The organism is Mammaliicoccus sp. L-M44, assembly GCF_022386355.1.
GTDB classification, from domain to species: domain Bacteria; phylum Bacillota; class Bacilli; order Staphylococcales; family Staphylococcaceae; genus Mammaliicoccus; species Mammaliicoccus sciuri_A.
Genome location: NZ_JAJNIU010000037.1, coordinates 1 through 13,657 on the forward strand (window position 1 = coordinate 1; position 13,657 = coordinate 13,657).

The following is a 13,657-nucleotide window of genomic DNA, read 5'->3' on the forward strand; positions in this document are numbered from 1 at the left end:
TGTAATAGATATTGTCGAAAATTACATTGAAAACTATAATAAAGTTAGAATTCAACAAAAACTAGGCTACTTATCCCCTATAGAATATAGGAAATTAGCAGCCTAGAAAATAGTGTTTATATTGTGCTCCCTTAGTAAGGGTGCAGTGCCATAACGTGGAGGATGCTCTGTTTTTTATAATGCATTTACGAGTCTTTCAAATTCATATTTATTAATATTAATACCTTCAAGATCAATATCTGCTAAATTAGGGTGCTGCCCACTTGTTAGGACATATACTTCAATGTGTGGACATGTTTCTTTAATGATAGGCATGATTTCTTCATCAAACCGCTTCGGTCCATTGTTTTCACTGTAAATCACGACATGAAATTTAATATCATCAGCTATATTCATAGGAATTCTGTCTTCTCTCTTTCTAGACAATACACACTGTTTTCCTACGATATTTGAAATCCATTTTTCTTTCTTTAGGCAATAATTTATAAAATCTTTCCTTTGGTATCCTAAATCCATTTTAACTTCGAGTATATTCTTAATTACATTATCTTCACAAATTAATAAATCCAGATATCTTGTACTTAAAGATTTATCATTCATAGATAAAGGCTGATCAATAAAGATTTGGACACCTTCCAATCTACTAATCAAATAAGTACCCAGTAAGTCTTCTCCAATACCTGATATACTATGATTACGTCCTCGATATAAATTCTCATGAGGGTAAGTAGGCTTCCCTGCTTCCTTATATGCCTTTACAAGATGTTCGATAACTTCTACTTCTGTGAAATGCTTATTCATCATTGTAACCACCTTATAATATTCATTTCCTAGGAAATATATTATAGTTCAACATTCAAATTTTCATTGATCGTACTATAATATGGTCTTGATTTAATTCTGTCTTGATCTCCTACTATATAAAATTCTTTTTTGGCTCTTGTTACGGCTACATTTAATAGATTTGGCTTTTCACATGACCAATTTACTGCGCCATTTTGAGTATCGTCAGTACCGACTACAAAGTATACTTTGTTCGCTTCTTTACCTTGGAATGTATGAACTGTACCAATAGATTTATTTACCCATTTACGTATTTTCTCTTTGTCATTATTATAAATACTATATAACTTATTTCTCGTTAAACTTTTAATTCTAGATTGTACTTCTGTGAATGGTGAAATGACAAATACACTTGGTTCATACCCACCTCTTTCAACTGCTTCTTTCCAATCATTAATCAGCAGATCGACTACTCTTTCACCATGTTCTTTAACATATTGTCTAGATGTTGCAGCACCTTTAATATCGAGCCATCCCGTTTTACCTATATTACCAGTATTACCTTGAACCATCTTGTTGTTATAAGCTATTTGATTAGCTATTGTAAACATTGGATCTAAGCAACGTCTATGTACCCATAATGGTATACCTATCCAAGTCTTATTGTTTTCATCTTCGTCAATTTGTGGCTTCCAATAACCATATTGATTTGCTAAATCTGCTATTGATTGGACTGAAGATTCAACCGACAATAAGTGCTCATGTATATTATACCCTTTTCTTATATTCTCTATTAAGTTCGGTTCTAATGTCACAACTGGTTCTAACTGGATTGGATCACCAACTATAACAGCTCTTTTAGAACGATAAAGTGCTCCTACAGCTTGTTGTGGTTTAGCCTGACCCGCTTCATCTATAAACAGATAATCTATAAAATCTTTTGGAAGACCTCTATATAAATTATTGAAACTTGCAAATGTCGTACTTATTAATGGAAAAATCAGATGCAATATATTCCATGCATTCTTTACACGTTCTGGTTCTGAATCCATAATCGCATTGCGCTTTTTAAAGTCTAATAACGCATAATAAATTGTTCCGTTATTTGCTGATAACAGTAGTTTGTGAAGTTTCATTGATTTTATAAATAATAAACCTCTGTGGTATTGTAACTCATCAGAATTCCATAAATTCATTGTTTGACGTTTATTATAATTATCCTCACTCCAGAAATCACCTTCTGGAAACTTCACTTTGCTATTCTTTTTATACTCTCTAAATTTCATTAGTTTTTCAGTGTAAATATTTAAATTCGTTTCTTTATTTTCGATTTTTTGTTCATTTTCTTTGATATTGATTTCTATTTTTCTAATTTCTTCTTCAATTTCACTACGTTTAGTAAGACATTCTTTCTTTTCCTCAAGTAACCTAATTTTCTCTTCTTTATGTTCATCATCAATTTCATTATTACTAAATTTAGCAATGATTTTATCTAGAAATCCTTGTGAATTCTTCGCTTGAGAAATTTCTTCAATATTATCAATTCGTTCTTTTATACTATGAATATCTTTATTTACATGATTTAGTTCAATCGTTAAATCTTCTAAACTTTTCTCATATTTCTTATTTTGCTCAGAAAGAGTTTTTAATTCTTCTTTTAAAGCATTTTCTTCAGATAACACTTTTTCATTTTCTTTATATTTATTGTAAGCTTCAATAGATGATTTTTTCAGTTCATGAACAATCTTCAATTCATCTTCAAATTCTTTCTTGCATGCTTTCCATTTTGATATGAATGAATCTTTTATCGATTTATTCTCATCTTGAAGTATTTTTGTTAATGGCTTATTATTGCTTTCTGAATCACCATCAACAACATATTTCATAACATGATCAATGTTGTCCTTTTTACCTAGAGCACCTGAAAACAAACCCCATGCCGGCTCTCCAATTAAACCTGATGCAACATCACTAAAGCTATTTAAAGCTTCAATTTCTTTTGTATAAACTTCTTCTTTATCTGGATATTTTGTTTTATTACCCTTTCGAACAACTTCGCCTAATTTAGGTAAATCTTTAGATATATTTTCAACTGCACCATTATTACTAGAAGCAACGACCATTTTATATTGAGTGAATTCTTCTTTTAACATATTAATTGGTTTAGAGTCTGTATCGTGTATCTTTATAAATTCAAATGCATCTTTCGGGCTATCTAATTTTGATAAAGCTTTGGCTCTTTCGACTACTAAATGTGCAAATATATCTTTCAATAAAGTTGTCTTACCTGTACCAGGAGGACCGTTTACTGAACTAATATATTCATTACTACTCGTAATACAATTTACAGCTACTTGTTGCATCAAAGATAATTGATACTCTATCTGAGATGGCCAACGACCATCTGGTAAATTTTCTGGATTTAAGAATTTGTCTATCAGTTCTTTATTATCATTAACATCAGTTCTCTTAGAATGATCTAACCCTTCAATAAAGGCATTTAATGTCGCGTTAGGATCTTTACGTGCCCTTTCAATATCACTTATATAAAAGCTATTAAATTCAGGTGTAGGTAATTCATTTTTTCGAAAGTACTCTATAGCAAAATAATGTTCATACATGCCTGAATTTTTTGAAGTTAATACTGCAAAGTATTCACTATAAGCTTCATCCAAACGATTTAATTTACTTTCATCAATAGGTTCATTTGCGATAATTTCAGAGAACTTTTTCTCAAATTTATCTTTAGAGTCATTGAACATTTCTTCAATATCAGCACTTTTATTTTTTCTAATTTCCTTTAGTGCACTCATGATCATAGGAATATGTAAACTATCAGAAATAACTTTTCCAGTATCATCAGTTTTAAATGAATATCCATAACACTTAGTCTTATTAAGATTAAAAATCTCTCTATCGTCTTTAAATATATCTCGAATTTCTTCATCTATCTCTTTATACATAAAACAATTTCTATATAATCTAAAACTGAGTTTGCCGTTATTCTTAGCACGCTCAGATAATTTAAATCTATCTGCATTCCAGATATCATAATAACTTGGAAACGATTGAAGCTTCTCTTGATTTTCATTGTTTAAAAACACACTCTTATTTAAGACACTATGATCTGTATATTTAACTTCTCCAGGCTCTAATGACTCAATAAGCAACCAAGCTGATAATGTATTATTCACTAAATTATCCATTAAGTTCCATCCTAACTCTTATGATTTTATATATTATTTTAACAATATTCTGACATAAAATCATAAAAGGAATGAAATTTATTGATTAATATATTAAAAAGTCATTAAATACTATTTATAATAAAAGACCTACAACATAGCATAAGCTATATTGCAGGTCTTCTAAATTAGATATGTCACTTATGAATATCTGTAATTTATATTTCTACCACACCTATTTACAAATCATTATATTTATTATTTCTATTCTTACTTTTGTCTACAGGATACTTTTCAGCATTCTTTTTTAGTTTCTTTCGAATGATATCATTAATATCAAAGTCTAAGTTATCTGCTAACATATAGCTATATATTAATACATCTGCCAATTCTTCTGCTAATCTCTCTTGCTTATTACCTACTACTTCTTCTGAAGATTTCCATTGAAATAACTCAAGTAGTTCTGCCGCTTCTAAACTTATCGATAAGGACAAATCTTTTTCATTATGAAATTGTCTCCAACTACGCTCATCTCTAAACTGATTAATCTCTTCTAATATTTTTTTATTTTCACCCATTATTATCACCTTTAGATGCTTTTTTTAGTGCTTCTCTTAATTGTTCATCTACTGCATAAATATATAAACCATTTACACCACGTGTAAGTAAAACGTTTAATTCATTTTTCAGAAGCATTTGTGAGAAATGCTGTTTTGAACCGTCTTCTAAAGTTCTACGACGTGTCGCTTTTTTATTGGCACTGCTTTTCTCATCAAAAACAATTTCGCCATTTCTGTATTTTACTGATGGTCCAATTATGACACCTGCATAGTTTAAATCTAAGCCTTGTATTGTAAATGTTGACCCTATTTCATCTATTGTTTGATCTTGTTCGACCCATGGTAAATTCTTCTGCTTTCTACTAACCTTTAGTTGATAATTCCATGGCATTGACCAGTTACCAACTTTGACTCGCCAATAGTCTTCATTTTCAGGAGACTTATTATTATTATATTGCCAATCAAATGTAGCAAGCATTCTTGAAATACCACTGTCTGTACTTTGAGCTTTTTCTCTTATACAACTTTCTAATTCTTCGGGTGAATCAAAAATCTTAATGTCATACCCTTTTTTATCTCTAGGAATGTCATTAATTTTTTTATTATCAACTAAATTTCTAATCCATTTTACTGTCTTTTCATCACTATTAATGCGCATTTGATTTTTCAATGTAACATGATTATTTTTATTCTTTGCACACTCAATGTAATCATTTAATTTTTCAACATCCCATATTTGTTCCGTAGTAAGTATTTGCTTAATATCAAAAACAATAACGACAACTTTAGCTCTTTCTAGCAAATCTTGTAGATGATTTTTTCCTCGGTAACTTTGTTTACCTTGTGTTAACAGCAGGTGAGCTTCGTCTACAATAACTACATCTACTTTTTCATCTGGTGAATGATTATTGATAAAACTAGTAGGTTTATTAATAATATTTTTCTTTTTATTTGTTATACCTAATTTAGTCGCAATTTGATTATAAATTGTTACATGTTCATTATGATTTACTGATAAATGAATATCTAAATCTTTATCTAAATTTAAATTATATTTCTTTAACTCATAAAGTAATGTACTCATTAGGACTGTTTTTCCAGATCCAGCTTCACCCTCAACGATTAGCAATTGCCCTTCTTCATCTAGAATAATTGCTTCTTTAATTTTATTTAGAATTTCTTCTTTAGCATTAATTTGTTCTTGTGTTAATTTATGAAAAGGTGATGCTTTAAATATTGCCGAATCTTTAATAATACTTTCAATAGGAAACAGTATTTTATTTTTCTTATTTAATGTTCCCCATATATCAGAGAAAATTTCATCTAGTTTTTCTGATGTATAATATTCATTCTGTTGATTCGTTCTACTATTATGAACTCTACTAATATTATCCACACTTAATAAATACTGCATCAACCTATTTTCTATGTCGAGTGTTAATGATTTATTAAACATTTCATGACCAATAACATACATAGAAGAATTACTAGAAGTAGAAAAATCTTCCCAAAATGGTTTTAATTTTGTATCTACATTAAGATGTTGACGAGTTCTATTTCTAATATCAGCTGTTTCTCCAACATAAACTTCAAAATTATTTTCACGTTTCTTATCATTTATTATGTATACAGTTGGATAACGTAATAAATATTTTCCATCTGCTGAAGTTTGCCATTTTTGAACTGAATTATTAAGATTTTCTAATGAATATTGTATATTTTCTATCTTTAAAGAGTTTCGCATTATTATCACCTATTGAAGTATCATCTATTAGATTCTATTTTATCAATTTTGTGATAATTTTATCCACTTTTTTAAAAATTTCATAAGAAAGAGCGAATTTTTTATAATTTATGCTTATAAAAATGTAATTTTGATTATACTTTTATCAATTATTTATTTGAAATAGATACTTTAAAGTATAGTTAATTAATCCTTTTATTATAAATAGACTTAACAAAATCCTCTTTGAAATCCGTATATTCTTTGATACCTGAAGAAGTATTTTTTAAGTAAGACGTTTTTATATCCAAGTATTCTTTTCTCGCTTCTTCATTCCAATTCAAATAGTCTCTAAAAAAGATAAGATTATTCCATATCTCTTGTTGATACTCAACTAAATGAATGAAGTGTGTCTTTACTTGGTACGTTTCATCTGTAAACTTCGCAAGTACGATCTCGTTTGGCTTTTCGACTCTTAGTCTTAAAAATCCAGCCTTTCTAAAGCAATTAAATAGTTCTTCGTCTACTGTCTTAAGATTATCTACTCCTACGACAATGTCTAATATCGGTTTAGCTGACATCCCCTGTATTGATGTACTTCCGATATGTTCAATGCGATTTTCCTTAAGCTGTGTATATTTTAATAGTTCATTTTTGATTTTAATAAATTCATCATGCCATTTATCTGTATATTTTTCTAACCTAATTTCATCATTCTTTAATCCTAAAATCATAGTCATTTCTTCCCCCTTTTTAATCAATTTCACACGATAATTACATGTAGGTCTTCAAAACCTATATAATCTCCCTACCTCCCCCACAGAAACTCCACAATTTCATTCGCGACTTGTTTGTTTTCGTGTAGTTCGCTGTGTTGGGCTGTTTTGCCTTCGTATTTAGATTCTTTATAGCTTTTCGGGCTATTTCCTAGTAAATATTTTAAAGACTTTGATGAGCTGTTGGATACGCGTCCGTCTGAGTTGGTGCCGTCTTGTATATCTCCATATATATTTAATACTTCTATTTCTTGTCCTTTATAGATGTCTTTCAGTTGTTGTAGGTCTGGATATGGTGGGTTCATGCGACTTGGTTTACCGCTTCTATCCACACTAATTTCATTTACTTGTTCATTCATATTTAATACACCGTTAAACGTACCGGCAATGTTCACTTCTTTATTCAACTGAGGTAATGTTTCATCATCCCCGTATTTCAACATATATTTAGCAAATGATAAATTCCCCATCGAATGTCCGACAAAGTTAAACTTCTTAATGCCATATTCACTTTGTAGTTTCGATAGTACGTTTTTAAACCATTCTGCATTAAGATCCAAATCGCCTTGTTTATTATTTTCTAGTTCTATTTGTACAATAGGATTAGTCTCTTCTTTTTTTAGTTTGCCTTTTAATTCAACTTGTCCATCATCAGATACATATGCTGTGATGACTTCTTTTGTGACACCTTTTTTCTTTGCTTGTTGAACCATATATTTCTCTGAATTCGCACTTCCTGCATAACCGTGGAGAAATAGTGTCGGTATTTGACTATTTATATAAGTTGAGTCTGTTGATTTAACTGTTGTTGCATGATGTTCGTTAGATGGTTTCGTCATAATCATAATTCCAACGATCATTAGAATAATGATACCCATCCCCAAAATCCATAACTTCTTCACTACGATAACCTCAATTCTGTCATTTTGATTTAAGTATAAAGTATGTTTACATAAATTTCCTTATGTATTACTTATAACCCCCCAAGAGTAAGTCTGAGGGTTGTCTGATATCACACTGCTTTCCTTATAAAAATAAGCATAGGACTGGGACATAATATATGTCCCGCTCCCATGCTTCTTATTATTATGCTTCTTTATAGCCTTTTTTAGATGTTGGGTTGATAATTGCTAATATTAATCCGAGTATTGCTACGATACAGATAACAACGTATGCGACGCGTACGCCGTGTACTAATCCTTCTATTCCATATTCATGTGGGTTTAAGATGGCTGTGTTCATAACTGTTACTAATATTGCTGAACCCATTGCTGCGCCTACTTGTCGCATTGTATTATTCATCGATGTTCCATGTGGTACTAATTCACGTGATAAATTGTTTAACGCAGCTGTTGTTAATGGATTAAATACCATCGCATTTGCTGCGAGTGAAATGGCAAAGAATATTGTGACATAAGCGAATGATGTGTGTGCATCGAGTTGTGTGAAAGCAAATGATGTAATCACGACTATTGAAACGCCTATGATGGATAATAACTTACCACCGTATTTATCGAATATTTTACCTGTGAATGGTGAAAGAAGACCTGTTATAATACCACCTGGCATGAGTGCTAATCCTGACATCAATGGTGAATATCCGTGTAGATTTTGTAAGTAGAATGACAGGACTGTTTGACTTCCTATAAATGAAACAAAGACGATACAGACGATAATCATATTGATCGTAAAGGATTTATAGGTGAAGACGCGAACGTTAAGAAACGGCTCAGTCATACTTAATTGTTTCACGATAAACATTGTTAAGATGACGATACCTGCAATGATCATTGAATACACTAAAGGATGATGCCATCCTAAATTCCCCGCTTCACTAAAGCCAAATAACAATGCCGCAAAGCCTAATGTCGACAGTGTGACAGACAGTTTATTAAGCTTCGGTTTCGTGACATCTGTTACATTCTTAACGAACTTCATCGCAAATAATAAATCTACAATAGCTACAACTAATAGAATATAGAATATCACTTTCCAACTGTATTGAGATACGACCCAACCTGATAGAGTTGGACCGATGGCTGGTGCGAAACCGACGACTAATCCAAACATCCCCATTGCTTGTCCTCTTTTATCTGCTGGATAAACGAGGAATAACACTGTTTGCATTAAAGGCATCATAATACCAGCACCCATAGCTTGAACTGCACGTCCTGCGAGTATGATGGTGAATTGATCCGTTATAACACAAATAATAGAACCTACTATAAAGAATGTTAAAGCTGCAAAGTATAACGTTCTAGTTGTAAATCGCTGTGTTAAATATGCAGTAATCGGAATCATAATACCGTTCACTAACATAAATATAGACGTCAGCCATTGTACCGTACTACTCGTTAAATGCATTTCTTTCATAATACTTGGTAAGGCTGTAGTCATGAGTGTCTGATTCAAAATGGCCACAAATGACCCTACCATCAAAATCGTAATAAGCAAAGTCTTATCCCTTTGTTTCAACTCTTCCACGACGACATCTCCTCGAAATCTTTCTCTAATATCATCATGTTATACAAAGGCATACGATAAAGTCAAAATGCATGCTTTATGTATCAAAATGTTTAGATGTTATGACAAGTAATCTGAATTAAAATGAGTAAATATCCTTTTGTATAAGTTGCACTTTTATGGTAATATCATCATGGATAAATATTTAATAAATTAATAAATAAGAAGGTTAAAATATATTATGAAAGAAAATTTTTGGAGTGAATTGCCACGTCCATTTTTTATTTTGGCACCTATGGAAGACGTTACGGATATCGTCTTTCGTCACGTAGTCAGTGAAGCAGCGAGACCAGATGTCTTTTTCACTGAATTTACAAATACGGAAAGTTTTTGTCACCCTGAAGGTATACACAGTGTTCGCGGACGCTTAACTTTTAGTGAAGATGAACAACCTATCGTCGCACATATATGGGGCGACAAGCCAGATCATTTCCGAGAAATGAGTATCGGAATGGCAGAAATGGGCTTTAAAGGTATTGATTTGAATATGGGCTGTCCTGTAGCAAATGTTGCAGGCAAAGGTAAAGGTTCTGGCTTAATTCTAAGACCTGAACGTGCGGCTGAAATTATTCAAGCAGCTAAAGCTGGTGGTCTACCGGTAAGTGTTAAGACACGCCTCGGTTATTATGATATAGAAGAATGGAGAGATTGGTTAAAGCACGTCTTCGAACAAGATATCGCAAACTTATCTATTCACCTTCGTACGCGTAAAGAAATGAGTAAAGTAGATGCACACTGGGAATTAATCGAAGCTATTAAGAATTTGCGTGACGAAATCGCACCAAATACATTGTTAACGATTAACGGTGATATTCCTGATAGAAAAACAGGTCTTGAACTTGCTGAAAAATACGGCATCGATGGTGTTATGATCGGTAGAGGTATCTTCAATAATCCATTCGCATTTGAGAAAGAACCTCGTGAACATACAAGTAAAGAATTATTAGACCTACTCAGATTACATCTCACATTATTCGATAAATACGCAACAAGTGAAACAAGACAATTCAAAAGCTTACGTAGATTCTTCAAAATATACGTCCGCAGCATGAGAGGCGCTAGCGAATTAAGACATCAATTAATGAGTACAGAAACAACAGACGAAGTACGCGCATTACTAGATGAATTCGAATCCCAAATGGAAGACGTCGTAGAATCTTAAAGTGAATCAATAAATCATCCCCTGTCAACGTTATCGTTAGCAGGGGATTTTTTGTTGGGTGTTATTGTTGGGTCAGTTAGTTACAAAAGTTAGGAAATCTGTAATTAACGGGTGCCTTAGTTACAAAACTCAGCCAAACTGTTACTAACCACTCCTTTAATCAAAAAAGTGCCCATCATATGGACACTTTTACGTTATTACATAGTACTTGTATCTATTACGAAACGATATTTAACGTTTGATGATAAGACTCTTTCATATGCTTCGTCTATTTGATCTGCTGAAATTAGTTCGATTTGTGGTCTAATGTTATGTTCTGAACAGAAGTCTAACATTTCTTGTGTTTCTCTTATACCACCAATTGCTGAACCTGCAAATGATCTACGGTGACCGATTAAGTTTGCTACGCGTAATGATACGGGTTCTGCTGGTGCACCTACGTTTACAAGTGTACCGTCTAATCTTAATAATTGAAGATAATCATCTATTGGTAAGTTAGCACTTACGGTATTAATGATTAAATCAAATGAGTTCGCAAGTTCTTCAAATGTTGACTCATCACTTGTTGCATAATAATGAGAAGCGCCTAATTTCAAGCCGTCTTCTTTTTTATTTAATGTACGTGATAATACTGTTACGTCAGCGCCCATTGCATGTGCAATTTGAACGGCCATATGACCAAGTCCACCCATACCGATAACAGCTACATTTTTACCTTCGTATGCTTTCCAGTGATTTAAAGGTGAGTACGTTGTGATACCTGCACAAAGTAAAGGTGCTGCTTCATCTAAAGAAATATTATCTGGAATACGTAGTACGAAATCTTCATGTACGACGATATGTGTTGAATAACCACCTTGCGTAGGTTCACCATATCTGTCAGTACCTGCATATGTACCAACCATTCCTTTTTCGCAGTATTGTTCTTCGCCATTTTGACAATGTTCACATTCGCCGCATGAATCAACCATACAGCCAACACCAACACGGTCATCTACTTGATATTTACTTACATCAGAACCAACTTCTTTAACAATACCCGCAATCTCATGACCCGGTACTAAAGGATAGTTCACTGGTCCCCATTCTCCATGTGCAGTGTGAATATCAGAATGGCATATCCCTGCATATTTAATTTCTATCAAAATATCATGTTTATCTAAATCTCTTCTCGTAATTTCTGTCGCAAAAAAATTAGAATCCGGACTACTTACTGCTCTCGCTTTAGCATTTAGCATCATAAATTCCTCCGTTACTTACTGGATAGAATACTATATTCGTATTCTTCTTTGATAATATTAGACTCGTGTGTAAGCATCGTCAATTTATATGACTTGCTCGTAATAGTAACCCCATCATTTCAAAATTCCGTTCATTGTTATAAAAACCATAAACAAACTGAACTCATAATTTCGAGTTCAGTTTGCCAACCGTATATTAATTTTTAATTAGCCTAGTTCTTCTTATATATACTTATTTTTGTGCACCTGTGTCTGGCATTTCTTTTGGCATATCCATTTCAAATTTTGATTTATTTTGCATTACGATTGCTTGACTTAAACCTTTAGCTGGCATAAACATATGCGCATACGCTTCTCTTACTTTCATTGTTGATGTTTTATAATCTCCTTTAGTATAAGCATCAAATGAAGCTAACAACTGATTCACATGCATACCCAATCCTTCAGCTAACTCATCACTCTTTAATTGATTATCTGTAGCTTTAGATAGAAACGCACCAAATTCTTTACTATAATTATCTAAGTTGCTTTTTGCTTCTTTTTTAGCATCTTCGTCTTTATTTTTTGAAGCTTCTACGTAATCAACGAAATACCCAATATGCTCTGTCCACATTTTATCGAATTCCATACCCGCTTCTTTACCATATGCACCTTCTATTGCTTTTGATAGATCTTTTGTATTCATTTCTATCGCTTTTACTGATGCTTTGTAATTTTTAGATCCATCATATCCATTTTGCATAGCATCGGCTGCTAAGACAGCATGTTCACTCATTAAATAATTTAAATCTGATCTTAAATCGGCTGCTTTTGTTGTTAAACTTGTATGGTGATAATCTTCAGAAAACTGCTGTGTTATAGCATTTGATAATCCTTTACTAACCATATACATGTGATGAATGGATTCTCTTTCGTATTTGTAAGCTTTGTCATAGTCCCCATTTACTGATGCATCAAATGCGCTTACTAATTGATTCACGTGCATTTGTAAACCTTCTGATAAACCTTTCGCTTCTAATTTTTCATCTGTTGCTGATGCTAAAAATTGTGAGAAGTGTTCTCTATAATTATCTAAGTTCTTTAGTGCTTCTTGTCGTGCATTTTCATCACTATTATTTGTAGCATTCACATAATCTACAAAGTATCCAATATGTTCTGCCCACATTTTCTCAAACTCTTTACCTGCTTCTTGGCCATATACATCACCGATAGCTTTAGATAAATCTTTAGTATTCATATTTAGTGATTTTACTGATGCATCAAAATCTTTAGAACCTTCTGCACCTTTTCTCATCGTATCAGTAGCTAAATACGCATGTTCACTTAGCAACATATCTAAATTACTTCTTAATTCAACTGCTTTACTATCTGTTTTTGTAACAGATTCATGTGACGCATCATGTGCTTGTGCAATTTGCGATACACTTGTTCCAGCTCCTAACAATGAAACCGATAATGACATGGCTAATACTTTCTGTGAAATATTCATCCAATCACTCCTTTGTTTTTTTGTTCATATGGTATACGCAATAAATAAAAAAAGAGATCACATTAATTAATGTAATCTCTCAGACTGTGGACAAACTGAACTTAAATTTATAAGTTCAGTTTGTTTTTTTGTATAGATTAATAATTTCCACTAAAATCATGATTAAACTACGTTTAATCTAGGCTATTTGTGGCTCTTTTACTAGCCACATTGCC

11 protein-coding genes are annotated in these 13,657 nt (G+C 32.2%); 2 read left to right on the forward strand and 9 right to left on the reverse strand.

Translation table 11 applies throughout. The features are described 5' to 3' along the window. Window positions 1–106, forward strand: a 106-nt coding sequence (locus LQ611_RS13305) for an IS3 family transposase (RefSeq protein ID WP_239703223.1), incomplete at its 5' end; no start/stop codon positions are given. Window positions 107–174: 68 nt separating this feature from the next. Here LQ611_RS13305 and LQ611_RS13310 read toward each other — a convergent pair. The 7 genes from LQ611_RS13310 to LQ611_RS13340 all read right to left on the reverse strand — a co-directional run bounded on the left by LQ611_RS13310 (window position 175) and on the right by LQ611_RS13340 (window position 9,511). After that, window positions 175–801: a hypothetical protein gene (locus LQ611_RS13310; RefSeq protein ID WP_107591131.1), complete on the reverse strand. Its 627-nt coding sequence runs from the start codon at window positions 799–801 to the stop codon at window positions 175–177. 41 nt (window positions 802–842) lie between these two features. After that, window positions 843–3,989 (reverse strand): DEAD/DEAH box helicase, encoded by a 3,147-nt coding sequence (locus LQ611_RS13315; protein ID WP_239709639.1) that lies wholly within the window; start codon window positions 3,987–3,989, stop codon window positions 843–845. Between the two features lie 218 nt (window positions 3,990–4,207). After that, window positions 4,208–4,546 (reverse strand): nucleotide pyrophosphohydrolase, encoded by a 339-nt coding sequence (locus tag LQ611_RS13320; protein WP_239709640.1) that lies wholly within the window; start codon window positions 4,544–4,546, stop codon window positions 4,208–4,210. Beyond that, window positions 4,539–6,272, reverse strand: coding sequence for a DUF2075 domain-containing protein (locus LQ611_RS13325; RefSeq protein WP_239709641.1), 1,734 nt, complete (start codon window positions 6,270–6,272; stop codon window positions 4,539–4,541). The genes LQ611_RS13320 and LQ611_RS13325 overlap by 8 nt, the downstream gene beginning before the upstream one ends. Before the next feature lie 182 nt (window positions 6,273–6,454). Next, entirely contained in the window at window positions 6,455–6,985 is a 531-nt protein-coding gene (locus LQ611_RS13330; RefSeq protein WP_239709646.1) for a GrpB family protein, read from the reverse strand. A gap of 74 nt (window positions 6,986–7,059) precedes the next feature. Beyond that, window positions 7,060–7,929 carry an alpha/beta hydrolase gene (locus LQ611_RS13335; RefSeq protein ID WP_239709642.1) on the reverse strand — a complete coding sequence of 290 codons (870 nt, stop codon included), beginning with the start codon at window positions 7,927–7,929 and terminating at the stop codon, window positions 7,060–7,062. Window positions 7,930–8,113: 184 nt separating this feature from the next. Beyond that, on the reverse strand, window positions 8,114–9,511 hold the full coding sequence (locus LQ611_RS13340; protein ID WP_239709643.1) for an MDR family MFS transporter: 1,398 nt from the start codon (window positions 9,509–9,511) through the stop codon (window positions 8,114–8,116). Between the two features lie 220 nt (window positions 9,512–9,731). Between LQ611_RS13340 and LQ611_RS13345 the strand changes: the two genes are divergently transcribed. Continuing rightward, window positions 9,732–10,712, forward strand: coding sequence for a tRNA dihydrouridine synthase (locus LQ611_RS13345; RefSeq protein WP_239709644.1), 981 nt, complete (start codon window positions 9,732–9,734; stop codon window positions 10,710–10,712). A 197-nt stretch (window positions 10,713–10,909) separates the two neighbouring features. Here LQ611_RS13345 and LQ611_RS13350 read toward each other — a convergent pair whose 3' ends face one another. Both LQ611_RS13350 and LQ611_RS13355 read right to left on the reverse strand, forming a co-directional pair. After that, on the reverse strand, window positions 10,910–11,950 hold the full coding sequence (locus LQ611_RS13350; RefSeq protein WP_239709648.1) for an NAD(P)-dependent alcohol dehydrogenase: 1,041 nt from the start codon (window positions 11,948–11,950) through the stop codon (window positions 10,910–10,912). Window positions 11,951–12,185: 235 nt separating this feature from the next. Continuing rightward, window positions 12,186–13,442, reverse strand: coding sequence for a copper amine oxidase (locus LQ611_RS13355; RefSeq protein ID WP_239709645.1), 1,257 nt, complete (start codon window positions 13,440–13,442; stop codon window positions 12,186–12,188). Between the last annotated feature and the right edge of the window lie 215 nt (window positions 13,443–13,657).